The sequence below is a fragment of the Bartonella sp. TT29SHDZB genome (assembly GCF_042193395.1).
In the GTDB taxonomy this organism is placed as follows: Bacteria; Pseudomonadota; Alphaproteobacteria; order Rhizobiales; family Rhizobiaceae; genus Bartonella.
The window spans coordinates 76,015-101,886 of sequence record NZ_JBHILQ010000006.1 but is presented as its reverse complement, the minus strand read 5'-3'; the positions used below and the strand labels follow the sequence as shown (position 1 = coordinate 101,886).

Below are 25,872 nucleotides of genomic sequence, written 5' to 3'. Positions count from 1 at the left end.
TTATGTCTCTTTTATTTTTGCTTTTGTTTTAGAAGAAGCTCTTTTTGAAGTTGTTTTTTTACTCGATGCTTTAGCCGATATAAGTTCTAGTGCCTCTGGAAATGTTACACTAATGGGATCTTTATCTTTTGGCAATGTTGCATTAATTTTACCCCAATTGACATAGGGACCATAACGCCCGTTGCGCACGGTAATGGTTCCTCCTTCCGGATGCTCTCCTAATGTTGCCAATGCTTCAGGTGTTGTTCTGCTTTGCTTGGTTTTGTTTTCTTGTTGTTCTGCCAATACTGTAACAGCGCGATTGATACCAATATCAAAAACTTCATCTGCATGAAGAAGGCGCGCAGATTTTCCGTTATGACTAAGATAGGGACCATATCGTCCAATTGTAGCCGTGATTGTTTTTCCAGTTTCAGGATGAATGCCAATTTCACGGGGAAGAGATAGTAAAGCCAAGGCTTTATCAAAAGTTACATTTTCTGCCTGCCATTCTTTTGGTAGTCCTGCACGCTTAACTTCTTTGCTTTCACCAAGTTGAATATAGGGACCAAACCGGCCATTGCGAAGAGAGATGTCTTTTCCTGTTACAGGGTCAATACCAAGTATAACAGGTTCATCATTGCGCACAAATTCATTCTCTTTTCCAGTATCTGTACCAAGTTGGTGTGTGTATTTACATTCGGGATAATTAGAACAGCCAACAAAAGCGCCATAACGGCTGAGTTTTAATGATAATTGACCATTTTTACAAAGAGGACATGAACGCACATCACTTCCATCTTCGCGTTCAGGAAAGGCGAGAGGTGCTAATGTTACATTTAAAACATCAAGGACATTGGTTATACGGAGTTCTTGGATATTGCTAATAGATGCATTAAATCCATCCCAAAAATCTCTTAAGACGTCTTTCCAAGAAAGTTTGCCGTCAGAGATAAGATCCAGCTTTTCTTCAAGATCTGCTGTGAAACCATATTCTACATAGCGATTAAAGAAATTTTCAAGAAAGGCCGTAACAATACGTCCTTTAGCATCAGGAATAAGTTTCCGTTTATCAATGACAATATATCCACGGTCACATAATGTCGCTAATGTGGAGGCATAAGTTGAAGGACGACCAATTCCTAACTCCTCAAGCTTTTTAATTAATGAAGCTTCAGAATAACGAGAAGGGGGCTCTGTGGTATGTTGTACAGATTCAACTTTTTCTTTTGTAAGTGCTTCACCAGTATTTATTTGTGGTAAACGTGTTGTTTCATTTTCTTCATTATTTTCTTCGTCTCGTTGATCCGTGTAGACGGAAATAAAGCCATCAAAACGAACAACAGATCCTGTTGCCCGTAGATTTGCACGCTCTTCTCCTTGCTGTGCTTCAATTTCAACAGTTGTACGTTCAATTTCAGCAGAGCGCATTTGGCTGGCAATGGCACGCTTCCATATCAGCTCATAGAGCTTTGCTTGATCGCTATCGAGAAAATTACGGACTTGACTAGGATTGCGTTGAAAATCTGTTGGGCGGATCGCTTCATGTGCTTCCTGTGCATTTTTTGCCTTTGTTGAATAAAAACGTGGCTTTTCAGGAATATAGTCTTTTCCGAAAGTTTCATGAATAACTTTTCTTGCTGAATCAATAGCCTCAGGTGCTATCTGCACACCATCGGTACGCATATAAGTAATAAGCCCTGCCGTTTCACCATTAATTTCAATGCCTTCATAAAGCTTTTGGGCAATTTGCATAGTGCGAGAAGCTGAAAAACCTAGTTTTGAAGAAGCTGCTTGTTGTAGTGTAGAGGTTGTAAATGGAGGAAAAGGATTTCTTTTTGTAGGTTTTGCTTCAACACTGAGTGTATGATATTGCGCTTTCTCCAACATAAAGCGAATTTGATCTGCTTGTTCTTGAGATTGAATATCAAGCTTGCCAATCTTCCTTTGATTAAACATCGTCAATCTTGCTTGGAAACTATCATTTCGGATGGTTTTTAACTGTGTTGTAATAGACCAATAATCTTCTTTGATAAAATGTTCTATTTCTGATTCCCGGTCACAAATAATACGCAAAGCAACCGATTGAACGCGACCAGCCGAACGTGCACCAGGGAGTTTACGCCATAAAACAGGTGAAAGTGTAAAACCAACGAGATAATCGAGAGCACGACGTGCAAGATAAGCATCGACAAGGGATGTATCAATATCACGTGGATTATTCATAGCATCAAGCACAGACTTTTTGGTGATGGCATTGAAGACAACTCTTTTAATAGGTTTATCTTTTAAAACTTTTTTTTGACGGAGAACATCCAGAATATGCCATGAAATAGCTTCCCCTTCACGATCAGGGTCTGTTGCTAATATAAGGCTATCAGCTTCTTTAACGGCTTTTGCTATTTCATTTAAACGTTTAGCGGCAGCAGAATCTATATCCCATTTCATAGAAAAATCTTGATCCGGTAAAACAGAACCATCTTTTGCAGGCAAATCACGAACATGTCCAAATGATGCGACAACTTTGTATTGAGATCCAAGATATTTATTAATTGTTTTTGCTTTTGCTGGAGATTCAACGATAACGATATTCATAATTTTACCCAAATATTGAAATAAAAATTTTTTTATAAACGCCTTTTACGCGAATAGCTAATGCCAATTGCTTAAGAGCACATAAAAAAATATTAGCCATATAAAAAACATGAATATTGTACAACTTATGATTGTCATTATTAGAGTACACCCTATATAGAATTACACGATTTATTTTCCACTGTTATTACAAAAACATACGGCGAAATACTAAGATAACGTCTATTGAGAGGTAGGAGGGGAAATGCTCAAGGATAGAGGATTATGTTTATAAATCATTTAAAAGTTATCCAATATATTACAGACATGTCAAAGCAAATGAATCAGATGGCGCGTCAGGCGCATAGTCCGCTTTTAGCATTGCTTTTGGATATGGTTGCCAAAGAAGGGCAAAGCATTATTAATAGTGCTGAGGCTCTTGGGGAAGATCAAGATTCGACAATGACACACAACCACCAGAGTGTCGAATAAGCTTTCCAGCAAGCTCGAGTTCTACCAACAAAAGGTAGAGAGTTGGGAGTGAAACACCTGAGTGGATACTGAGTGTGTCTAAGTCGATTGGCGTTGTTGAAAGAGCGGAGAGAACTGCTGCACGTGCTGCATCATCATCTGCTAAAGAGAGGCTGCTGTTTTTTTCATCTGCTAAGTTAAAATTCTCCTTTTCAAGTTGTAAAGAGGATGGTTCCTCAAAAAAATTGAGTTGGGAATTGGGAATCGGTGAAATTAGAGGCGTAAGTGTTTCTATAATGTCAGAAGGATGTGTGGTGAGTAGAGCACCGTCTTTGATAAGATTGTTTGTACCAACAGATCTTGGATCAAGTGGAGAACCGGGAATGGCAAAAATTAACCGTCCCATTTCAGCTGCTTGACGTGCGGTAATTAAGGACCCTGAGCGCAGGGCGGCCTCTACAACCAAGAGACCAAGTGATAGAGCTGCAATAATACGGTTTCTTCTTGGAAAATCGATAGCACGCGGCTTCCAAGAAATGGGCATTTCGCTGATGATGGCTCCACCGTTGGCGATAATATCTTCATGCAACTTTTTATTTTCAGGAGGGTAGATATGATCAATTCCTCCAGCCATGACTGCAACAGTTCCTGTTTTTAAACTTGATTGATGCGCAACGCTATCAATTCCACGAGCGAGCCCAGAAATTGTTACAAAGTCTGCTTCTCCGAGAAAACGTGCAAATTGAGCCGTAAGCTTTTTTCCAGCAGCTGAAGCATTTCGAGAACCTATAATTCCAATAGAAGTTTTTTGAAAAATTGAAACATTACCTTTGATAGCAATAAGCGGCGGAGGGGCTTCTGTAACCTTAAGAAAAGCTGGATAATCTGGTTCTCCCATACCGATAAATCGAGCACCTAATTTTTTAGCTTTTTGTATTTCTTTTTCTGCATCTTCTAAGCTTGCTATTTTAATAGATGCAGAACCACCACCTTTTCTACTAAGCTCTGGCAGTGCTGCCAGAGCATTTTCTGCTGTTTTATAATGATCAATGAGATTGCGAAAACTAACAGCTCCAATATTTTCACTGCGCAATAACCGTAACCAGCTTAGACGTTGATGATCAGTAAGTAGGATTCCTTTATTTATCTCCGCTTTGCGTACCAATCTTACTTTCTTCCCCAATTAATAATCTACCGATATTTGTATAATGTTTTATGAATACAAATATGCTCATCGCAATCAGCATACAACAGAAATAAGAATCGGAAAAATAAAAAACAAATATCGGCGTGATCGTAACAGCAACGAGTGCGGATAATGAAGAATAGCGTGTGAGGAGAAAAATCGCACTCCATACAATAATAAAAATAATTGCTGCGGGCCAGTAGGTCCCTAAGCAAACACCTAGATAGGTAGCAACACCTTTGCCACCTTTAAATTTAAGCCATACGGGAAAAAGATGTCCTAAGAAAGCAAAAAAACCTGCTAGAGAAACAAGGATACTATTGTCTAGCGGATCACTAAAAAACTTTATAACGAAAATAACAACAGCCCCTTTCAATATATCACAAAGAAGTGTCAGAGCAGCAACTTTTTTATTTCCTGTTCGTAAAACATTTGTCGCTCCAATATTGCCGGAACCGATAGTTCTTACATCTCCGAGTTTGGCTAATCTCGTAAAAAGAAGACCAAATGGGATTGAGCCAATGAGATAAGATATGAGGAAAATAAACCATGGAGTGGACTGAAAAAATATTTCTGCTTTATTCATTAAGAATCTCATTAAGTTTGTTGATCAAGTTTAAAAACGTTTTTCCCTTTCACAAAAGTCTGGAGCACGCGTCCTTGAAAACGTGCATTCTCAAAAGGGGTATTTTTTGAACGTGAATAGAGCTTCTCTTTCGAAACAACCCATGGTTCTTCAAGATCAACCACAATAAGGTCTGCATGAGCACCTTTTTTGAGTGTTCCTGCATTGAGTCCAAAGAGCTTTGCAGGTGCCGTTGACAAAAGTTCCGTTATCCGTAGAAGAGATAGGCTCTCATCATGATAAAGGCGTAAAGCTGCGCTCAATAAGGTCTCCATACCAATAGCGCCAACTGCCGCGTCATTAAATGGTAAATGTTTTTTGTCGATACTCTGAGGATCATGAGAAGAGACAATAACATCTATAGTCCCATCCTTTATTGCTTCAATCATTGCTATACGGTCTTCTTCTGTACGCAATGGGGGCATTAAGCGAAAAGAGGTACGATATTGTCCAATGTCATTTTCATTGAAAGATAAATGATTAATAGATACACCCGCTGAAATCTTCTCACTGCGTTTTTTACCTAAACGGAGTGCATCAACAGAGAGTGCTGTTGATATTTGAGCGGCGTGATAACGTGTTTGCGTTAATACTGCTAATCGCAGATCCCTTTCAAGTGGGATAACTTCTGCTTCGCGAGGGATGCCAGAAAGACCAAGCCAACTGGAAAGCAGTCCTTCATTCATCACACCTTGCCCTGTAAGATCTTTATCTTGCGTTTCATGTATCAATGGAACATCAAAATCACGTGCATAAGTCATTGCACGCCGCATAACAGATGAATTTTGAAGTGTTTTTTTTCCTTCACTAAAGGCAACGGCTCCTGCATCTTTGAGCAAACCAAATTCGGTTATTTCTTGTCCGTTAAAACCTTGTGTGATTGAAGCAACGGGATAAATATTGACCGATGATATTTCCTGTGCTGTATGCTTAATAAATTTAACGAGTGCTACATTATCAATAACTGGATGCGTGTTTGGCATCATAAGAAAGGAAGTAATACCACCTGCTGCGGCCGCGTAACTTTCTGATGCAATTGTTTCACAATGTTCATTCCCTAATTCTCCAACAAAAACGCGTGCATCAACAAGACCAGGGAGAATTGCTTTGTTTTGTGCGTTAATAATTTCTGCTTCTTCAGGAGCTCCCTGATTCAGAGCTTCTTTTCCAGCGGCTATAATTCGTCCATTTTTAACAATAACTGTACCAATTTCATCGATTGCGCGCGAAGGATCAATAATACGAGCATTCTGAAAAACAATTGGTTTTATCATTTTTTTTCTCCACTGATCTTTGCGCGTGAATCTAATAAAGCCTCCATGACAGCCATACGCACTGCAATTCCCATTTCTACTTGTGTCTGAATCATACTTTGTGGTCCATCTGCTATATCGGATGCAATCTCTACACCACGGTTTATTGGTCCAGGGTGCAGAATAATAGAATCATTTTTGGCATAGGCTAAATTTTCTTTATGTAAGCCAAAATAATGGAAATATTCACGCGTAGAAGGAATAAAAGAGCCTGTCATCCGTTCATGCTGTAAGCGCAACATCATGATAACGTCAGCATTTTTAAGACCCTCTTTCATCGTGTTAAAAACCTCAACACTCATATGAGCGATTTCTGCGGGCAAGAGTGTTGAGGGAGCAACAGCACGAACACGAGCACCCAAAGCATTGAGACACAGGATATTGGAACGGGCAACACGTGAGTGTAAGATATCTCCGCAAATCGCAACAGTTAATCCTTCAATACGACCTTTTGCCCTTTTAATGGTTAGAGCATCTAATAAAGCTTGGGTTGGATGTTCATGAGCACCATCACCTGCATTAATAACACAACAATCAACTTTTTGTGCTAATAAAGCCGCTGCTCCCGCACTGTTATGGCGAAAAACCAGTATATCTGGCTTCATCGCATTGAGAGTTATAGCTGTATCAAGTAATGTTTCTCCTTTTTTTACAGATGAGTTGCCAATCGCAAGACTCATCACGTGTGCACCTAGCCTTTTACCCGCTAATTCAAAAGAAGATTGTGTTCGCGTAGAGGCTTCAAAAAAGAGATTAATTTGAGTCCGTCCATGCAAAGTAGATTTTATTTTATCAATTTTGTTAGAAAGGATAACATTTGCTTCTGCACGATCAAGCAATGTATTAAGGTCTTGTACACTTAGATCTTTAATAGCTAAAAGATGTTGATGAGGGAAAAGTGGAAAAAAATTATCTTGCATCATAGCATTCTTCTTTATCTCTCTCTAAACAAGTTAAACAAGCATTTGTTTGAATATGATAAATGTTTCTTAACTCTAAAAAGACAAATAGTCTATGATATGAATGATTTGAATGTAGGAATATACCTATGAGTGCTGTATCTGCGCAAAATACTCGTCGAAAAAATACATTTCTTAGCGATACGCTTATGTTTCGTATTGCTTCTACTTTGCCTAAGTTTTTGTTAGCAAGTTTTGAAGAAATAGGGGATTTTGCCGCGAGTCGAGAAGCATGGAAACTTTCTTGCTTAGCGAATCATTATAAGCCTTTACTATGCTATAATGATGAATGGGGGCAACCAACAGAAAGATTAGAGATCCATTCTTCCTATCAAGCTCTTCAACAATATTCTAGACAAGCAGGTTTGGTTACCTCGCTTTGGGAAAATACGAGCTCAGAAAATGGAGTACGCTATCAAGCGCGTGCGATTCGTTTAGCTTTATCTGCTGGTTTAGAAACAGGACATTTGAATGAAGTTATCATAACGAGTGCAGCTATTGCTGTTTTAATTAGTGATATTGAGCTCTTCAAAAAATGGCAAAATGTACTTTTATCACGCCAATATGATTCTTCATCAAAGCCTATTCATCATAAAAAGGCTGCTTCTCTAACTTGTGCATTTGACGATATTGAAAAATACGCTTTCAATTTTCCAAGTGTTAAGAAAATTTCTTTCGATGAAAGTATGGAACGTGATCTATATCGTTTAAATGTTGTAAAAACCAACGTTATTAATCCTACCGCTGACGGATATCTTGTTAGTGCAGATTTAGATGGTCATTTAAGTTGTTTTTTTATTCCACGCATACAAGAAAATGGCGCATTAAATGGATCTATATCGATTCGTCATTTAATTCAGCGTTCTGGAGAACTGTTAACGCCAGAAGGGGTTGTTGATTTTCAAGGCAGTTATGGCTGGCTTTTGGGAAATGCTGGAGAAGGGCTTAAAGTTATTAAAGATATCGAGACAATGATGCGTTTTGATCAATCTGTCATATCGGCAGGTGTTTTGCGAGCGGCTCTTCAATTTGGTATGGATTTTTTCCGGAAAAAAATGCCCAATCAGCCTTTACCACCACTGACAGAACGTATTTTTGCAGATATTGCATTAGATATAGCTGCCTCACAAGCATTGGTTTTGCGTTTAGCAAGAGCATTTGACAATGCAGCAAATGACCGTTCTGAAGCAGCTTTTGCCCGCATTATGACACCTATTATTGCTTATCATGTAAGTCAATTGGTTGTGCCTATTATTGGTGAAATTATTGCACAACTTGGTATTGAAAGTTTTATAGAGAATAATCCATTATCACAAATGTTGCATAATGGGCCTGCGCGGATTGTGAGAAATAGTTTTGCTAATCAGTTGGTAAAGGATGCCATTCTTATTGCTGAAAAAGCTCCGGGATTGTTTCAGAAATTGTTGGAAAAAATTGCTCTTGATATTGGACCAGCAGGACCCCGAGCAATTGAAATTATTAAGTCAGCAGGTGATATGGCATCAGCAAATGAGGGAGCAGGAAGGTTTTTTGTTGAACAGGTAGCCTATGCAGCAGCTGCAGCAGCATTACGTTCTACAGACATAGAACATGTTGCAAATGCCTATATGGAAAGCCGCCTTGGAGGGCAATGGAGATCTTCCTACGGGATGCTTATTGCACGATATAATGCAGGGCATTTGCTCAATGTCCTCTATCCTTCCATGTGATTAAAGTTTTGAATTCTATTGAGAGCACCTTGCAATATAAAAGCGGCGGCTGCCGAATCAATACGGCTTGCTCTTTTAGCACGCGATACATTCATTTCTAAAAGAGACCGTTCCGCCGCAATTGTTGATAAACGTTCGTCCCAAAAAACAAATGGAATTTTTGTATAAGCTTTCATATTGCTCACAAAAGCTCTGGTTGCTTGAACACGAGAGCCACTGCTTCCATTCATGTTAAGAGGTAAGCCAATGATAATAACGCCTACATTTTCACGGTCAAAAATTTTAATAAGTGTGTAAGCATCTTCTGTAAATTTTTTTCGCTGTAGTACAGGACGCGAATTCGAGACAGTCAATCCCATATCAGAAATTGCAATTCCGATCGTTTTTGTCCCTAAATCTAAGCCTGCTATTGTTTGTCCAGGCAAAAGATGTGTCATAACTTCGTTTATATTAATAACAGTCATAAGGATATAATACGTTTTTTAATGTTTCAGATTTAATGGTTATATTCTTTATTCATGTTATCTAATATTCTTGCACTTGCAAGATCAGCCTTGTATAGCCAGAATAAAGATCAATAAAAAACAAAGAAGCAGAAAGGCGTAAAGAGTATGTCTGTTAATCAAGAGACCGTCAAGCGGATCACACATTTAGCGCGGATTGCCCTTCACGATGATGAGATAGAATCTGTGACAAAAAAATTTAATGCTATTTTAGGTTTTGTAGAGCAATTGAATGAAGTTGACGTCAGTGGAGTTGAGCCATTAACATCTGTGATGCCGATGACTCTACGAATGCGTGAAGATAGTGTGACAGATGGCGATAAAGCAGCAGATATTGTAGCCAATGCCCCTGTTACAGAAGAAAATTTTTTTCTTGTCTCAAAAATTGTTGAGTAACTTTTTATATTTTTGAAATTTGAGAACCAATATGACTGATTTAACAACTCTCACAATTGCGCAAGCTCGTGATGCTCTAACAAAGAAAAATCTCAAAGCAACAGAATTAACGGAAGCTTATTTACAAGCAATAGAGTTGGCGAATCCAACTTTGAATGCTTATGTAACAATAACAGCAGAACAGGCAAGAAAAATGGCTGCTGAATCAGATGGACGTTTGGCGAAAGGGCAGGGGAGGCTTTTAGAAGGAATTCCTTTGGGGATTAAAGATCTTTTTGCAACCTATGGTGTTCATACGCAAGCCTGTTCACATATCCTTGATGGTTTTAAACCGCACTATGAATCAACTGTCACGGCTAATTTATGGCAAGATGGTGCAGTGATGTTAGGAAAACTTAATATGGATGAATTTGCTATGGGCTCATCCAACGAAACATCATATTATGGCCCTGTTATTAGCCCATGGAGAAAAAAAGGCTCGGAGGAAAAACTCGTACCCGGTGGTTCTTCGGGAGGATCTGCTGCCGCTGTTGCTGCACAAATTTGTGCTGGTGCAACTGCAACCGATACAGGTGGCTCAATACGTCAACCAGCAGCTTTTACTGGCACTGTAGGAATAAAGCCAACTTATGGACGTTGTTCACGGTGGGGCATTGTTGCATTTGCTTCATCCCTTGATCAAGCTGGACCTATTGCCAGAGATGTTCGTGATTGTGCTATCTTACTGAGATCAATGGCCTCTTTTGATGAAAAAGATTCTACTTCCGTGAATTTACCAGTTCCTGATTATGAAAGTTATCTTGGTCAATCAATCAAAGGAATGAAAATCGGTATTCCAAAAGAATATCATATGGATGGAATGTCTCTAGAAATTATTGAGCTTTGGCAAAAAGGAATAAATTGGTTAAGAGAAGCAGGCGCTGAGATTAAGGATATTTCTTTGCCCCATACAAAATATGCTCTACCTTCTTATTACATTATAGCTCCTGCAGAAGCCTCTTCTAATTTAGCGCGTTATGATGGTGTGCGTTTTGGTTTACGCGTGCCTGGAAAAGACATCATTGAGATGTATGAAAATACGCGTTCTGTTGGTTTTGGTAATGAAGTTAAGCGGCGTATTTTGGTTGGGACTTATGTCCTTTCATCTGGTTATTATGATGCCTGTTATTTAAGAGCTCAAAAAGTAAGAACACTCGTAAAACGTGATTTTGATCAATGTTTTGCTTCAGGCATTGATGCGATTTTGACACCAGCAACACCAACACCTGCTTTTGGTATTGGTGATGAAAAAATAAAAAATGATGCTGTAGCAATGTATCTTAATGATATTTTTACGGTACCAGTTAATATGGCTGGGTTACCAGGAATTTCTGTTCCTGCTGGTCTATCATCAAATGGTTTACCGCTAGGATTGCAATTGATTGGTAAACCTTTTTCTGAAGAAGTGATTTTTCAGATAGCGCACATTATTGAACAAGAAGCAGGAATATTCAGCGCAGAAAAATGGTGGATGTAATAGTCAAAATTCACAAAAAAGAAGTTCTCATTAAGTAGAGAGATGCTTTAAAAAAGAGGATGGGAGAACTCTATTTTCTGAATTTGTAACCTTTATCCACCAAGATAGGCTTCTTTAACACGCGGATCAGAAAGCATAGTTTTGCCTTCACCGTGAAATAAAATATGCCCTACCTCTAAAATATAAGCATAGTCAGCGATGGAAAGTGCAGCAAATGCATTTTGTTCAATAAGAAGAACAGTTTTTCCCATATCATTAATTTTTCGAATAATTGAAAAAATTTCCCGAACAAGAAGTGGTGCTAACCCCAACGAGGGTTCATCTAATATGACCATATCAGGATTGCTCATAAGTGCACGGCCCACAGCAACCATCTGCTGTTCACCACCTGACATTGTTCCTCCCAACTGTTTTGCTCTTTCACGGAGGCGTGGAAAAAGATCAAATATCCATTCAATATCGCGGGAAATTCCCTGCTTATCGTGACGAATATAAGCGCCTAGATGAAGATTCTCTAAAACAGTAAGATGGGGCATGATACGTCGTCCTTCAGGACTTAGAGCAATCCCTAATCGCAAAATCTCTTCTGGTGATTTTTTAATAATAGATTTTCCATTATAGGTAATTTCTCCATAAACAGAGCGATTAAGTCCTGTAATAGAACGTACAATACTGCTTTTTCCCGCACCATTGGCTCCAATTAAAGTAACAATACTGCCCCGCTTTATGGACATAGAAAGATTTTGGACAGCTTTAATGGCGCCATAATGAACGTAAAGATTTTTTATTTTAAGAATATCCATAAACATCTCCGCCAAGATAAGCTTCAATAACTTTAGGGTTATTACGAATTTCATCTGGTGTACCATTGGCAATACAACAGCCATATTCCATAACCAAAATACGTTGGCAAAGCCCCATAACCACTTTCATATCGTGCTCAATAAGAAGAATAGTAAGATCAAAGTCTTTTTGCACTTTTGCTATGAATTTTCTAAGATCTTCACTTTCTTGTGGATTCATGCCAGCAACAGGTTCATCAAGAAGAAGCAATTTGGGCTTTGTAGCTAACGCGCGTGCAATTTCTAGACGCCGTTGCACACCATAAGGCAAAGCTGTTGCCGATTGATTGGCAAGGTGATCAAGTTGTAGCTGTTCAAGGAGCTCCAAGGAATTTTTATAAACTTCCTTCTTTTCTTTCATTGCTTTTGAAAAAAATAGAGCTGAAGAAAACCAAGGATATTTTTGTCGAACATGCGCTCCTACCATAACATTCTGCAAAACCGTTAACCCTGAGAAAAGACGAATATTTTGAAATGTTCTGGCAATATGGCGTCTACAGATGATATAAGGAGACGCTCCAGAGATTTTTTGCTCATCAAAAAGAATGCTGCCGCTTGTAGGAGCATAAAAACCAGAAATCATATTGAAAACTGTTGTTTTTCCAGCACCATTAGGACCAATTAATCCAGTAATACTCCCTCGTTTAATTGCCATATTAACATTATTTACAGCAACTAATCCGCCAAAACGCATTACAACATTATTGAGTGAAAGGATGGTGTCGTTCATAGCTTTCCCTCAGTATTAGAAAGCTTTTTGCGTGTCAAAAAGCTATAAATTCCATTCCATGAGAATTCTCGTTGTCCCATCAATCCTTTTCTCCAAAACAAGATAATTACCAGCAATAAAAGAGAAAAAACAACCATACGAAGTCCTGGGGTTTCTGGAATATGTATAAAACCTAAGTCAAATGGACTTTCAATAATACGAAGCCATTCAAGCATGACTGTAATAATAATACTGCCAATAATGCTCCCTGTAATTGAACCCAGACCACCAGCAACAACAATCATCAAAATATTAAAAGTCAAAAGAAAATTAAACATTTTTGGATCAATGGTTGAAATAAGAGCCGCCATTAATGCGCCACCTATACCTGCAAAAAACGCTCCAACAGTAAAAGAAAAACTACGGTAGAAAAAAGCGTTAATTCCCATAGTTTTCGCAGCTATTTCATCATCACGAATAGCCCGTAATACGTTACCAGTATTGCTTTGCAGTAAGAGAACAATAAAGAGAACTGTAAATGCTAGCCAACCATAGTTCCACCATAATGTTGCATTTTGAGGTATTCCTTTGATTCCCAAAGAGCCATTTGTGAGCGATGTGGCGTTCGTAATGACAATGCGAATAATTTCCGCAAAACCTAATGTTGCAATTCCAAGATAATCGCCACCAAGACGCAATATTGGTAAGGCAATCAATAAACCTACAACAGCAGCACACAAACCACTTACAACAACAGCGATAAAAAAAGGTAACTGTAAATGATATAATGGTTCAGCAATAGGCTCAAGAATCCACATCATTTCTTTTTGTTCAGGGGAAAGAAGTAAAATTGCGCAAACATAAGCACCAATAGCCATAAATCCAGCATGTCCAAGAGAAAACATACCTGTGAAACCGTAAATCAAATTAAGCGAAATTGCCAATATCGCATTAATAGCAATCAGATTGATGATACGAAGCGTATAGTCATTAAAATGGCTATCAGCATAAAATAAAAAACCTATGAGAACTAAAACACTTATACACGATAAAACAGTTGTCGCTGACTTTGCCATTAGATTTTCTCCTGATTTCTTTTACCCATTAATCCTGTGGGCAATATTAATAGAATCAGAATTAATAAAATGAAAGCGAAGGCATCTCGATATCCAGATAGCGCGGGGAAAAATGCGATAATCATAATTTCAATAAACCCTAATAATAATCCTCCCAACATTGCACCTGGTATCGAACCAATACCTCCGATAACAGCAGCGATAAATGCTTTGAGACCAGGAAGAACACCCATATAAGGCTGAATTTGAGGATAACGTAAAGACCACATAATGCCCGCTATGGCGGCAAGAGCTGAGCCTATTCCAAATGTAAACGCAATAACTTTATTGACAGACACACCCATCAAACGTGTTGTTTCAATATCATGGGAGATTGCGCGCATAGCAAGACCCGGTTTTGTTTTATGGATAATCCATAATAGTAATAAAATAAGAATTAATGACACAAAAGGAACGATCAGAGACATGGGAGCAATTCTGATGATAGCATCTGCTCCTGATCCTAGATGCCATAAAAATGGTGTTACAAGAAAATCTGGCTGTTGTACACCTTTCGGAACACCACTAAAGAGTACAGTAGCAAGATTTTCAATAAAAAAAGAAACACCGATTGCACCGATAAGTGCCGAAATACGCGGAGCATGGCGTAGAGGTTTATAGGCAAATTGATCAACTGCCACACCCACAGCACTTGTAATAAAAATGGAAAAACAAAGAGCTAAAAGCCAAATTGGGGTAAAATCTTGTGGGGAAATTTTAAAATAATAAACAAATCCTAACGTAAGAATTAAAAAAGCAGCAATCCAATAAATTGGAGGACGCCTTTTAAACCCTATAAAGACCGAATAATAAATAAGAGCCGCGAGGAACAAAAGAAGAATTGCTGCCCAAGCAGGCATAAAGCTAATTGTGGAAAAGAAAACAAAATATGCTCCCAGCATAAAGATATCACCGTGAGCAAAATTAATGAGTCTCAATATACCATAGACCATAGTGTAACCAATAGCGATAAGCCCATAAAGAGATCCCAATGCCAGTGCATTAAAAAAATACTGGATGAACATTTCAGTGCTCATCTCTCATCCTTCCACATTTGTTAATTTACATAAGATAACAAGAAACCTTTAAGTTTTTGGTTGAGAAAAGATCCTCAACCAATTCTTGTATTTTCATTAGTAAAACTTCTTAAATTAAAAAGCAGGTTTAACTTCTTCTAAATAAACACGTTTTCCATCCTGTATTTTAATGATACCAATAGGAATTTTAGGATTATGATTTTCATCCATGGACATATCACCAAAGGGGGTTGGAAAATCTTTTAATTTGCTAAGCGCGATAGTAATTTTTTCACGATCAGCGCTACCTGCATTTTCAATAGCCTTCATGAACATCATATAACTCGTGTATCCCAAAACAGAATTGATATTTGGCTCTTTGTCAGGGTATGCTTTTTTCCATTCTTTTGTGAATTCTTGCGCAGCTACTGACATATTTGGCATATCCTCACTATAGGGAAGTGTTGTATGTAAGAAACCTTCTGCTGCTTTTCCTGCAATCGTAATGGTTTCTGGATTATCCATAGCATCTCCACCCATAATTTGAAACTTCGCTCCTAATTCTCGTGCTTGTTTCATGATGATAGCACCTTCAGAAAAGTAAGATGGAATGAATAAAATATCAGGTTTTTGTGCAATAATTTGCGTAAGAACAGCTGAAAAGTCTTGATCTCCGGAATTATAATTTAGATTTGAGATAACTTCACCACCTAATTTTTTGAAAGCACGCGTAAAATAACTTGCAAGACCAATGGCATAATCGCTTGAAATATCTTTAAGGATAGCGGCTTTTTTTGCGTGTAAAGTTTGGCTTACATAAGTTGCGATTCCGACTCCTTGATAGGAATCAATAAAGCAAGCGCGAAAGTAATATTTTTTACCCTGTGTAACAAGAGGACTTGTTGAGGACGTTGCAATAGTTGGAGTCTTTGCTTTTTCAGATATTTCACCACCTGCTAACGAGAGCGAAGAACCATAGCTACCAATGATTCCACTCACTTTTTCACTTGCTGTTAAACGCATAACAGCATTAGCCGCTTCTACTTTATCAGACTTATTATCAATAATAACAAGTTCCACTTTACGGCCTAAAATTTCTGGAACTTTTTTATGGGCTAATTCTATACCTCTAATTTCAAGCTGACCTCCAAATGCATTTTGACCACTTAATGGAAGATAAACACCAATCTTAATAGGTTCACTCGCATAAACATTTGCTGTAAATGCCATAAATGCTGCGATTATCGTAAGGACTTTTTTCAATTGCATTGCGCATTTTCCTTAATTGAATTGTCGTTTTTTCACCTTATATTGAACTTCTTCATCATGCAAGTTACACATTAATGAAAATATCATTATGTAAAAAAACTTTTATATGACCTCTTTTGTAGGGCACACCTTGTAAGGTATGTAAAGTGTACAATCAAATAGTTTTATAAATATTCATGTTAATATTCTCTGACATTAACATAGAAGATACGACAATATGGGGAAATCTTATCTTGGGGCTTGCGTGTTGATACAAGAGCAATGTTTACTTAAACCTAGAGAATCAATATCGTACAATTTATAAGCTACAGGATCACGTTATTATGACGAGTAAGGATGCATTAAAGGATTGTTCCCCATCTGAGGAGAGTATAGGTGCTTGTGGGGAGATTATCGAAATCAGTGGTGTCATTAAGTGGTTTGATGGTAGTAAGGGATATGGATTTATTGTACCTGATTTACCTCATTTCCCTGATATATTATTGCATGTTACAGTAATGCGAAGGGATGGTTTTCAAACAGCTTTGGAGGGAGCTAAAGTCATTTGTGCTGTGGAAAAAACTGAACGAGGGTTAAAGTGCGTTCAGGTGAAATCTATAGATTGTTCTTCAGCAATTCATCCATCAGAAATTCCAGCCCGTACCCATGTTGTTGTTACTCCAGAAAGTGGACTAGAACGAGCAATTGTTAAATGGTTTAATCGTGACAAAGGATACGGTTTTCTTAGCCGTGGGCAAGGGACAGAAGATATTTTCATTCATATGGAAACATTGCGCCGTTTTGGTCTAGCAGAGCTTCGTTCGGGTCAAGTTGTTCTTGTACGTTTTGGTAAAGGAGAAAAAGGTTTAATGACAGCAGAGATTTATCCGGATATAGGTATTCCTTTAGCTACGCATTAAATTTCGCGAGTGAAATCAGTATGTTTTCTATATTTTTAAAGGTTATTATTTCATAAATTGCTATAGAAGTAGATTTTTAAAGAAAATATGGCTCTCGTGAATCCATAAACCAAATGAAGAAAATGGCGCATATTACGTTGAAAGAAACTAGAAAATAACAAGGAAGCAATCCTCTTGTTTTTTGACTTTTAAACTCTGGTACTTTTTATTTTAGAAACAAAATTTAAAATTTTTCTGTGGTGGAGACAAGAATGTTAAAGCCTTTTAAAAAGGGGCATATTGTTTTATTGGTGATGCTTTTTATGTTAAATATGCGTGTTGTTGTAGCAAAGGAGCCCATAGAGATTCCTGTGCATCCAATTCCTTTAGAAATACATACAAAGCAAGGTACAGTTTCTTATAAGGTAGAGATTGCTTTTACGCCATCTCAAGCAGAAGCTGGTTTAATGTATCGAACTGATTTTCCACGCGATCGTGCAATGCTCTTTAAGCAGCTAAAAAGTTCTCAATCGGGAGATGAGCAGAAAATTTTTATGTGGATGGCAAATACGCCTTTACCTTTAGACATGATTTTCTTAAACTCTGAGGGAATTATTGTATCAATTATTGAAAATACTTCTCCATTTTCAACAAACATCATTTCATCTGAAGTTCCTGCAGCTTTTGCACTTGAGATTAATGCTGGTGAAGTTTCTGAAAAACAGATACAAAAAGGGCAACGTGTTATTCATCCTGTACTTTGTGGAGAGTGCAATAAAAAATGACAGCTGAAGATATTCATTTTTTTGAATATGATGGTTTGCGATTTGCTTATCGAGAAGAAGGGCAAGGTGCACCTATTTTGTTGATCCATGGTTTTGGATCTTCTGCGCGGGTGAATTGGTATGCAACGGGTTGGTTTCGTATTCTCACTGAAGCAGGATATCGTGTTATTGCTCTTGATAATCGCGGTCACGGAGATTCAGTTAAAAGTTATGATCCTGTCTTTTATACACCTCAAGCTATGGCTGGAGATGCAGTAAAGTTACTACAGCATTTAGAGTTATCTAAAGCCCATGTTATGGGATATTCTATGGGGGCTCGTATTAGTGCTTTTATGGCTCTTTTGCATCCAACGTATGTGAACAGCGTTATTTTTGGTGGTTTAGGTATTGGCATGGTAACAGGAGCGGGAAATTGGGAGCCTGTTGCTGAGGCTCTTTTAGCAGAAGATATTTCTACCATTACCAATACGCGTGGTTTAATGTTCCGTAAATTTGCAGATCAAACGAAAAGCGATAGACGTGCTTTGGCTGCGTGTATTATCACATCAAAACAGGAGCTAACGGCATCTGAAGTTTACAAAATCAAACAACCAGCACTTGTTGCCGTTGGTTCATTAGATGAAATTGGCGGCGCTGCAGAGCCATTGGCAGCCTTGCTGCCTTGTGGTGAAGCTTTATCAATTCCTGGTCGAGATCATATGCTTGCGGTAGGCGATAAAGTTTATAAAAAAGGTGTTATCGATTTTCTTTCTCGTTATCCTATAAAATAAGAATTCTTCATAGCTTTTAGAATTTACAGAAATACCCAATATTTTTATCTCGTATAAATTAAAAAAACTTATTTAAAAATATTTCTTTTATGACATAAGTTTTTATAAAGAATGAAAAGAAAAATAAACTCTTATTAGCTTATTTTGTATATTTTTCAGAGATGTAATTATTCTAAGATTAGATAATTATACTTTAAAGTTTATTAAAAAGAATTATTTTTGAATGATGTAATAAATATTTTTTGCTAAAAAATGTAGTTTTAAATAAAAAAATATTCTTATTTGTATTTTTTATAAAAGGAACAAAATTATAAATTATTGATCAATTTATTCTTACGAATATGCATTCTAAATACAGATTCTAAAATTGGAGATAAAGTAAAATTATTAAAAATATACAGTTTTTTTGCCATTTTTTAATCTATACGGGTATATTTAATAATGATAGACTCTTTTTGTAAACGTTCTTTATGAATGTATAAAGAACGTTGTAAATATATGTAACATTAAGTAAATATTCAGATTATGCTTTTTTACTGACTTTACAGAATCATAAGAGTGTCTTATTTGCGCGACACGCAATTATTTTAATCGTTTCAAAAAACAGGAGAGCATAGTGAATGCTGATGAAATAAAAAAACTTGATAATTATTTTAAAAATATATTCCAAAACTCAGCATTGCAAGTCAGAGTACGGCCTAAAAAGAGTGATTCTTGTGAGGTTTATATGGGAGATGAGTTTTTAGGCATTATCTATCGAGATGAAGATGAAAATGAGCTATCCTATAATTTTTCAATGGCTATATTAGATATTGATTTAGAAAATTGATTCGTTATTTATCATTGAATAAAGTCTTTTTTATCCCATAAGATTTATATAAGTTTTAACGCTTTAAAGCTTGTATGGTTATTTCGTGCAATAATAAGATGGTCATGGATAATAATGCCTAATGCATTTGCTGCGTCTTTTAATCTATATGTCATTGTTATATCTGCATCAGAGGGGGTGGAATCGCCAGAAGGGTGATTGTGGACTAAGATAAGTCCTGATGCGGATAACTCTAAAGCTCGAGAAATAACTTCACGAGGATAAACAGGGGTATGATCAATGGTTCCAGTTTGTTGCACCTCATCAGCAAGCAAGCCGTTTTTCTTATCAAGAAATAAAATACGAAATTGTTCACGGGTTTCGTGAGCCATAACGGCTTTACAATAAGCTAACACTTTATCCCATGATGAAAAAATATCGCGTTTAAACAATTGCGCACGAGCAAGACGCCCAGCAACATCTGAAATAATTTTTAAATCGATTGCAGTTGCGGGACCACATCCTTGAACTTCTTGAAGTCGGTGAATATCAGCTCCTAACACATCAGCTAATGAACCAAAACGCGCTATCAAATTTTTAGCTATGGGTTTTGTGTTTGCGCGGGGGATTGTGCGAAAAAGTAATAATTCAAGATATTCATAATCTTCAATTGCATTTCCTTTTGACTTTAAATAACGTTTCCGAAGACGCTCACGATGTCCTTGATAATGTTTATGGAGCTGTGCATTTTTCTTAGGCTCTTCATTTTTTCTTTCTGATATTGGGGTGAGTGGAGAACTCGATGTTAATGCAAAGTGATTACTTTGAGTATCTTCCTTTTGATTTAATTTTTTAGTCATAAAGTCTCTACAGTGCGTTAGGTATGCGAATTTGGAATATAAAAAATATTTTTAGGAGATTGTGTAAATATTTCATACCCTTCATTTGTAACGCCGATCGTATGTTCATATTGTGCGGTCAGAGAGCGATCACGGGTAACGGCAGTCCAACCATCAGATAAAATCTTAACTTGTGGTTTACCAAGGTTAATCATAGGCTCAATTGTAAACATCATACCTTGTTTTAATTCGACTCCTTCTCCAGGGTTTCCATAATGGAGGATATTGGGAGCATCATGAAAAAGCTGGCCGATACCATGTCCGCAAAAGTCTCTCACAATTGAACAGCGTTCAGATTCTGCATACTGTTGAATGGCTGCACCAATATCGCCCGTCGTTGCTCCAGGCTTAACGACAGCGATACCTTTCATAAGACTTTCATAGGTTATTTTTAGTAAGCGTTCTGCGGCACGTCTAATTTTTCCAACAGGATACATTCGACTTGAATCTCCATGCCAACCATCAAGGATAAAGGTTACATCAACATTTACAATATCACCTTCTTGCAAAGGTCTTTTATTGGGAATGCCATGGCAGACAACGTGATTGATAGATGTACAGCATGAATGGCTGTATCCATGATAATTGAGATCAGCAGGAAGTGCTCCTCGCTTAGCACCAAAAATAAATACAAAATCATCTATTTCTTGCGTAGTAACGCCCGGCTTAATAATATCCGTAAGCGCATCAAGGCATTCTGCAGCAATACGACCAACTTCACGCATTTTAGCAAAAGCATAATCATCGAAAATGCGGATTTTTCCATTAAATTTTAAAGGGATTTTATTATATTCGATATACTCAGTCATTGTTTCTTCTATTTTCTATTTGTACTCTCTGAATCGGAAAAATGCCTTCTACACTTACATGACACTTTACAGCATAACATTCTACCCCTGATTTTAATGCTAAATCAAACTTACGTCCATAGAGTGGATCAAGATCATGACAGATTGTAAAAGCGGCGCAATCTTCTCTTTGAATAATATAAAGCATCGCAGCTCGTTTTCCTTGTTGTACGACTCCTATGAGTTCTTCAAGATGACGTGCACCACGTTTTGTCACGGTATCAGGAAATTCTGCTAATCCTTTTTGACGAATAAAATGAACATTTTTAACTTCTAGGTAACAATCAGGAAGAATGTTATCACGTAAAAGAAAGTCAATTCGTGATTGTATCCCATAGCGTTGTTCTTTTAAGATTGTTTTATACCCACTTAATTCTGGTAGTAATCCATTTTGAATTGCTTCTAGTGCAAGTTTATTGGGTACAGCGGTATTAATGCCAACCAAAGTATTATCGGCTTCAACAATTTCTAATTGATAGGCATATTTTCGTTTGATGTTGTTATGATAAGAAAGCCAAATATTAGAGTTGGAAGCTGTTAATCCAAGCATTGATCCTGTATTAGGTACAGACACGGTGAGGACATGCTGATCATCTTGTTGAACATCCGCAAGGAAACGTTTATAACGACGGATAAGCTTTGCAGGAAAAAGTTTGGGAATAAAGTGCATATCCCTTTTTTAGGATTTATGATTTCATAATTCAACTGAGATTATGATTTATAGTGGCTGTTCCTATTAAAAAAGATAAAATTGATGTAAAAAACACTACGATATCTTATATAAATTGTTATAAATTCCATCGTTCACTTTAATGGCTTTTAAAATTTATTATTAGGTTTAGAAGCGATTATTTTTGAATAAAAAGATAACATTGTCTATAATTTATTATTAAACAAGCATTAGGGTATTGTGAAAAAGGTTTCGTAAAAATAGTGGAGAGGGAGATAGTTTAAGTGAAACTAGGTAAAATTGATGGCTGGAACGAATAGGAATCGTGAAAATTTAACAAATGGTCCCATTATTATTTTAGTTGAACCGCAGCTTCCTGAAAACATTGGTATGGTCGCAAGGGCAATGGCGAATTTTGGGCTTTCTAAGCTTCGATTAGTTAATCCTCGAGAAATGTTTCCAAATGAAAAAGCTAGAGCTGCTGCAAGTAAAGCTGATCATGTCATTAACAACGCTGTGATTTTTAACACATTGCGTGATTCAATTGCAGATTTACACTATGTTTTTGCCACAACAGCACGTGAAAGATGTGGTTTCAAAACTGTAAAAAGTGCTGTCGAAGCAGCAAGCGTATTACGTCAGCGTGAAAGTATCGGACATAAAACAGGTATTGTCTTTGGAAGAGAGAGATGGGGACTAGAAAATGATGAAATCAGCCTTGTTGATGAAATTATTACTTTTCCAGTTAATCCTGCTTTTGCGTCACTTAATATTGCGCAAGCGGTTCTTTTAATGTCTTACGAATGGATGAAAACAGGTCTAGAAAATGTCAGCGATACGGCATTTCGTGCCGCAGAGATGGAACCTGCAAATAAAACAATATTTCATGGTTTTTTATCTCAGTTAGAAGAGGCTTTGAATATCCGTGGGTATTTTAGACCCCCAGAACGCAAAGAAGTAATGCTTGCAAATTTGCGCTCTGTTTTTACGCGCGCTAACTTTAGTGAACCTGAGGTTCGTTTATTGCGAGGCATTATATCTTCTTTAGATCATTTTTCGCCACAATATCCACGGGGGAGTAGAGCACCTGAAGAACGTGATCGTAAAAAAATTAAAAACAAGTGTGAAAACTAATGGATGAACGGCCTGTTCTTTTTTTTGATAGTGGTATTGGTGGTTTAACTGTTTTAAGGGAAGTGCGTGTCCTTATCCCTGAAAAGCAATTTATTTACGTGGCTGATGATGCGGGATTCCCTTATGGCAATTGGGAAGAAAATGTTTTGAAAGACCATATTTTGAAGATTTTTACAAATCTTTTGACACGCTACAATCCAGCTTTATGTGTGATTGCTTGCAACACTGTTTCTACACTGATGATAGCAGATTTACGACAGAATTTTCCTCATGTCCCTTTTGTAGGAACGGTTCCTGCAATTAAATCAGCTGCAGAACAAACAAAATCTGGTTTTATTTCCGTATTAGCGACTCCAGGAACAGTTAAACGTGCTTATACAAATGAATTAATTAACTCTTTTGCTGGACAGTGTCATGTTCAGCTTGTGGGAAGTAAAAAGCTGGCTGGATTTGCTGAAGATTATTTACGGGGAAAATCTATCGATGCGGAAGAGATAAAGAAAGAAATCTTGCCATGTTTTGTAGAAAAAAATGGCAAATATACTGATATTATTGTTTTAGCCTGCACACATTATCCTTTTTTGATTAACTTCTTTCGTGAACAAGCTTTATGGTCCGTTAAATGGATTAATCCAGCAAAAGCTATCGCTAAACATACCAGATCATTATTACCATTGTCGGAAAAAATACATCAGCAATCTGTAAAGAAATATCAAGATTTTGTGTTGCTAACATCAAAAAATGTCACTTCTTCAACGGAGCGCTTGTTAAAAGGATTTGGCTTAAAAATCATGAAAAGAGTTGACTTTGGGATACAAGATCAATAAAGCTATTTCAGCTTTTTCTTTCAAGAAAATGGCATTAATTGACGTGTCCCGTGGATAACTTCGCATATTGATATGTTAAGGTATTCTGTCAGTCTTTAGTGTTTAAAGGCAGAGGAGGGCGCGTTTCCTTGGGGTCTTAAGATCTCGTGTTTTATTTTAAAGGAAATGCGATGAGTAAACGCGAAACAACAAAGTATAAAATTGACCGTCGTATGGGAGAAAATATTTGGGGTCGTCCAAAATCTCCCGTCAATCGTCGTGATTATGGTCCAGGTCAACATGGACAGCGTCGTAAAGGAAAACTTTCTGACTATGGGGTGCAGTTGCGCGCTAAACAAAAGCTGAAAGGGTTTTATGGAGATATTTCAGAAAAACAATTTCATAAAACTTATGAAGAAGCTGCTCGTCGACGGGGTGATACTGGTGAAAATCTTATTGGTCTGTTAGAGTCACGTTTGGATGCTGTTGTCTATCGTGCAAAATTTGTACCTACGATTTTCGCTTCTCGCCAATTTATCAATCACGGTCATGTTAACGTAAATGGGCGGCGCACAAATATTCAATCTTATCGTTGTAAGCCCGGTGATGTTATTGAGGTTCGGGAAAAATCAAAACAACTTGTTTTAGTTTTAGAATCTGTACAATTGGCAGAACGTGATGTCCCTGATTATATTGAAGCAGATCATAAACAGATGAAAGCAACCTTTACACGTATTCCTGCTTTTGCAGATGTTCCTTATGCTGTGCAAATGGAACCTAATTTGGTTGTTGAATTTTATTCTCGATAATTTTTTTATGAGAAAAATTGTTTCTCTCTTCATATGGTTATAACTTAAAATATTGTATTTTTTATAATCTTTGGAGTTAACAAGTATTTTTTGTGAATGGTTCTATATTAAGTTTATTGCTATGTTTTATAGCGATAAACTTATATAGTTCCATTTCTTTTTTATGTATCTAATTTTTATAAATTCAAAAAACATAACTGTAAGTTTACTTTATATTTGTTTCTGTCTTTGCAAAACGAGCTATTACTTGTGCAGGATATGGTATTATGAATGATGTTTCAGTTGAATATCAGACAATAGAGGAAAACAAAGAGAGAGATGATCTTTTGGAAAGAGAAGGAGATGATTGTCATCCAATATTTCGGGTTGCTCCTTCAAGCGTAGAATTTAATAAATTGCGCAAACGGCTTTTGCGTCATATGCGGCAGGCTTTGGATGATTTTTCTATGCTCTCTACGGGAAAAAAATGGCTTGTCGCTTTATCGGGCGGAAAAGACTCTTATGGTTTATTAGCGCTTCTTTTAGATTTAAAGTGGCGTGGTCTTTTATCCGTTGAAATTCTTGCCTGTAATCTTGATCAAGGGCAACCAGGATTTCCTAAGCATATTCTGCCAGACTTTTTAAGTTCTTATAAAGTTCCATATCGTATTGAATATCAGGATACTTATTCCATTGTTACAGATAAATTGGCAGAGTCGCAGACATATTGTTCACTTTGTTCTCGATTACGACGTGGTAATCTCTATCGTATTGCCCGTGAAGAGGGATGTTCTGCATTAGTTTTAGGTCATCATCGTGATGATGTTTTGGAAACGTTTTTCATGAATTTGTTTCATGGTGGACGATTAGCCGCTATGCCTGGTAAACTTAAAAATGATGAAGGTGATCTTTTTGTATTACGTCCTCTTGTCTATGCTGCTGAAGAAGATATGGAAAAATTTTCTCAAGCAATGAAATTCCCAATTATTCCTTGTAATCTTTGCGGTAGTCAAGATGGCTTACAACGTAATGCAATGAAAGAAATGCTGAAAAACATTGAAAGACAAATGCCAGGACGTAAAGATACGATGATTCGCGCTTTAACAAATGTACGCCCAAGTCATTTGCTTGATAAGAAATTCTTTGACTTTAAAGCGTGTTAATAAAAATTAGATACTCTAAAAATAAGTTCAAAGATTTTAAAATAAGACGCTTTCTTAAAGAGACATCTCTCAAAGAGCACCCAAGCCCACTTCATGATGGCATCTGTGAAGGCGATACCATGAAATCCATAAAGCCCTCCA

Annotated in this window: 25 protein-coding genes and 1 pseudogene; 12 read left to right on the top strand and 14 right to left on the bottom strand. The window is 37.2% G+C overall.

Annotated features, from left to right (window positions below):
• The gene (gene topA, locus ACFIJJ_RS04765; RefSeq protein WP_375646113.1) at positions 1-2,574 is read right to left on the bottom strand and encodes a type I DNA topoisomerase; all 2,574 of its coding nucleotides are present in this window, start codon (positions 2,572-2,574) and stop codon (positions 1-3) included.
• 264 nt (positions 2,575-2,838) lie between these two features.
• On the opposite strand from topA, the gene ACFIJJ_RS04760 reads away from it, so the two are divergent.
• A complete protein-coding gene (locus ACFIJJ_RS04760; protein WP_005773510.1) occupies positions 2,839-3,045 on the top strand; it encodes a hypothetical protein in 207 nt (68 codons plus the stop codon).
• Here ACFIJJ_RS04760 and dprA read toward each other — a convergent pair.
• Genes dprA through ACFIJJ_RS04740 form a run of 4 tightly spaced genes read right to left on the bottom strand, consistent with a single transcriptional unit; the run spans position 2,975 to position 7,071 of the window.
• On the bottom strand, positions 2,975-4,207 hold the full coding sequence (dprA, locus tag ACFIJJ_RS04755; protein ID WP_375646110.1) for a DNA-processing protein DprA: 1,233 nt from the start codon (positions 4,205-4,207) through the stop codon (positions 2,975-2,977). The genes ACFIJJ_RS04760 and dprA overlap by 71 nt on opposite strands.
• Positions 4,164-4,796 carry a glycerol-3-phosphate 1-O-acyltransferase PlsY gene (gene plsY / locus ACFIJJ_RS04750; RefSeq protein WP_375623145.1) on the bottom strand — a complete coding sequence of 211 codons (633 nt, stop codon included), beginning with the start codon at positions 4,794-4,796 and terminating at the stop codon, positions 4,164-4,166. The genes dprA and plsY overlap by 44 nt, the downstream gene beginning before the upstream one ends.
• Before the next feature lie 11 nt (positions 4,797-4,807).
• Entirely contained in the window at positions 4,808-6,109 is a 1,302-nt protein-coding gene (locus ACFIJJ_RS04745) for a dihydroorotase (RefSeq protein WP_375623147.1), read from the bottom strand.
• On the bottom strand, positions 6,106-7,071 hold the full coding sequence (locus ACFIJJ_RS04740; protein ID WP_375623149.1) for an aspartate carbamoyltransferase catalytic subunit: 966 nt from the start codon (positions 7,069-7,071) through the stop codon (positions 6,106-6,108). Before ACFIJJ_RS04740 ends, ACFIJJ_RS04745 begins: the two co-directional genes overlap by 4 nt.
• Positions 7,072-7,196: 125 nt before the next feature.
• Between ACFIJJ_RS04740 and ACFIJJ_RS04735 the strand changes: the two genes are divergently transcribed.
• Positions 7,197-8,816 (top strand): acyl-CoA dehydrogenase family protein, encoded by a 1,620-nt coding sequence (locus tag ACFIJJ_RS04735; protein ID WP_375623151.1) that lies wholly within the window; start codon positions 7,197-7,199, stop codon positions 8,814-8,816.
• On the opposite strand, the gene ruvX is transcribed toward ACFIJJ_RS04735, so the two are convergent.
• On the bottom strand, positions 8,801-9,280 hold the full coding sequence (gene ruvX, locus ACFIJJ_RS04730) for a Holliday junction resolvase RuvX (protein WP_375646106.1): 480 nt from the start codon (positions 9,278-9,280) through the stop codon (positions 8,801-8,803). The genes ACFIJJ_RS04735 and ruvX overlap by 16 nt on opposite strands.
• 147 nt (positions 9,281-9,427) lie before the next feature.
• Here ruvX and gatC point away from each other — a divergent pair, with 147 nt between their 5' ends.
• Together gatC and gatA are read left to right on the top strand one after the other, a co-directional pair.
• Complete coding sequence (gatC, locus tag ACFIJJ_RS04725; RefSeq protein ID WP_375646104.1) at positions 9,428-9,715, top strand: Asp-tRNA(Asn)/Glu-tRNA(Gln) amidotransferase subunit GatC; 288 nt, start codon at positions 9,428-9,430, stop codon at positions 9,713-9,715.
• A 31-nt stretch (positions 9,716-9,746) separates the two neighbouring features.
• Positions 9,747-11,231: an Asp-tRNA(Asn)/Glu-tRNA(Gln) amidotransferase subunit GatA gene (gene gatA, locus ACFIJJ_RS04720; protein WP_375623156.1), complete on the top strand. Its 1,485-nt coding sequence runs from the start codon at positions 9,747-9,749 to the stop codon at positions 11,229-11,231.
• Between the two features lie 92 nt (positions 11,232-11,323).
• On the opposite strand, the gene ACFIJJ_RS04715 is transcribed toward gatA, so the two are convergent.
• From ACFIJJ_RS04715 to ACFIJJ_RS04695, 5 genes are all read right to left on the bottom strand, one after another.
• A complete protein-coding gene (locus ACFIJJ_RS04715; RefSeq protein WP_375623160.1) occupies positions 11,324-12,034 on the bottom strand; it encodes an ABC transporter ATP-binding protein in 711 nt (236 codons plus the stop codon).
• On the bottom strand, positions 12,021-12,803 hold the full coding sequence (locus ACFIJJ_RS04710; RefSeq protein WP_375623162.1) for an ABC transporter ATP-binding protein: 783 nt from the start codon (positions 12,801-12,803) through the stop codon (positions 12,021-12,023). Before ACFIJJ_RS04710 ends, ACFIJJ_RS04715 begins: the two co-directional genes overlap by 14 nt.
• Positions 12,800-13,858 (bottom strand): branched-chain amino acid ABC transporter permease, encoded by a 1,059-nt coding sequence (locus ACFIJJ_RS04705; RefSeq protein ID WP_375613416.1) that lies wholly within the window; start codon positions 13,856-13,858, stop codon positions 12,800-12,802. The genes ACFIJJ_RS04710 and ACFIJJ_RS04705 overlap by 4 nt, the downstream gene beginning before the upstream one ends.
• Positions 13,858-14,934, bottom strand: coding sequence for a branched-chain amino acid ABC transporter permease (locus tag ACFIJJ_RS04700; protein WP_375623165.1), 1,077 nt, complete (start codon positions 14,932-14,934; stop codon positions 13,858-13,860). The genes ACFIJJ_RS04705 and ACFIJJ_RS04700 overlap by 1 nt, the downstream gene beginning before the upstream one ends.
• Positions 14,935-15,048: 114 nt before the next feature.
• Positions 15,049-16,182: an ABC transporter substrate-binding protein gene (locus ACFIJJ_RS04695; RefSeq protein WP_375623167.1), complete on the bottom strand. Its 1,134-nt coding sequence runs from the start codon at positions 16,180-16,182 to the stop codon at positions 15,049-15,051.
• Positions 16,183-16,505: 323 nt separating this feature from the next.
• Between ACFIJJ_RS04695 and ACFIJJ_RS04690 the strand changes: the two genes are divergently transcribed.
• The 4 genes from ACFIJJ_RS04690 (at position 16,506) to ACFIJJ_RS04675 (ending at position 19,444) form a co-directional block, all read left to right on the top strand.
• Entirely contained in the window at positions 16,506-17,081 is a 576-nt protein-coding gene (locus ACFIJJ_RS04690; protein WP_375623169.1) for a cold-shock protein, read from the top strand.
• A 251-nt stretch (positions 17,082-17,332) separates the two neighbouring features.
• Complete coding sequence (locus tag ACFIJJ_RS04685; protein WP_375646102.1) at positions 17,333-17,845, top strand: DUF192 domain-containing protein; 513 nt, start codon at positions 17,333-17,335, stop codon at positions 17,843-17,845.
• Entirely contained in the window at positions 17,842-18,615 is a 774-nt protein-coding gene (locus ACFIJJ_RS04680) for an alpha/beta fold hydrolase (RefSeq protein ID WP_375623173.1), read from the top strand. Before ACFIJJ_RS04685 ends, ACFIJJ_RS04680 begins: the two co-directional genes overlap by 4 nt.
• Positions 18,616-19,231: 616 nt before the next feature.
• The gene (locus tag ACFIJJ_RS04675; protein WP_375646100.1) at positions 19,232-19,444 is read left to right on the top strand and encodes a DUF3126 family protein; all 213 of its coding nucleotides are present in this window, start codon (positions 19,232-19,234) and stop codon (positions 19,442-19,444) included.
• A gap of 44 nt (positions 19,445-19,488) precedes the next feature.
• Here ACFIJJ_RS04675 and radC read toward each other — a convergent pair whose 3' ends face one another.
• The 3 genes from radC to sfsA are packed head-to-tail and all read right to left on the bottom strand — an operon-like array spanning position 19,489 to position 21,840.
• A complete protein-coding gene (gene radC / locus ACFIJJ_RS04670) occupies positions 19,489-20,283 on the bottom strand; it encodes a DNA repair protein RadC (RefSeq protein ID WP_375623177.1) in 795 nt (264 codons plus the stop codon).
• A gap of 17 nt (positions 20,284-20,300) precedes the next feature.
• Positions 20,301-21,131, bottom strand: a complete 831-nt coding sequence (map, locus tag ACFIJJ_RS04665) for a type I methionyl aminopeptidase (protein WP_375623179.1) — start codon at positions 21,129-21,131, stop codon at positions 20,301-20,303.
• Positions 21,124-21,840 (bottom strand): DNA/RNA nuclease SfsA, encoded by a 717-nt coding sequence (gene sfsA / locus ACFIJJ_RS04660; RefSeq protein WP_375623181.1) that lies wholly within the window; start codon positions 21,838-21,840, stop codon positions 21,124-21,126. The genes map and sfsA overlap by 8 nt, the downstream gene beginning before the upstream one ends.
• Positions 21,841-22,143: 303 nt before the next feature.
• On the opposite strand from sfsA, the pseudogene ACFIJJ_RS04655 reads away from it, so the two are divergent.
• The 4 genes and pseudogenes from ACFIJJ_RS04655 (at position 22,144) to ttcA (ending at position 25,731) form a co-directional block, all read left to right on the top strand.
• Positions 22,144-22,981, top strand: a pseudogene (locus ACFIJJ_RS04655) (RNA methyltransferase).
• Complete coding sequence (gene murI / locus ACFIJJ_RS04650; protein WP_375623183.1) at positions 22,974-23,801, top strand: glutamate racemase; 828 nt, start codon at positions 22,974-22,976, stop codon at positions 23,799-23,801. The pseudogene ACFIJJ_RS04655 and the gene murI overlap by 8 nt, the downstream one beginning before the upstream one ends.
• 170 nt (positions 23,802-23,971) lie before the next feature.
• Positions 23,972-24,589 carry a 30S ribosomal protein S4 gene (gene rpsD / locus ACFIJJ_RS04645; protein ID WP_273722651.1) on the top strand — a complete coding sequence of 206 codons (618 nt, stop codon included), beginning with the start codon at positions 23,972-23,974 and terminating at the stop codon, positions 24,587-24,589.
• Between the two features lie 266 nt (positions 24,590-24,855).
• Entirely contained in the window at positions 24,856-25,731 is an 876-nt protein-coding gene (gene ttcA, locus ACFIJJ_RS04640; protein ID WP_375623186.1) for a tRNA 2-thiocytidine(32) synthetase TtcA, read from the top strand.
• Positions 25,732-25,872: the final 141 nt, after the last annotated feature.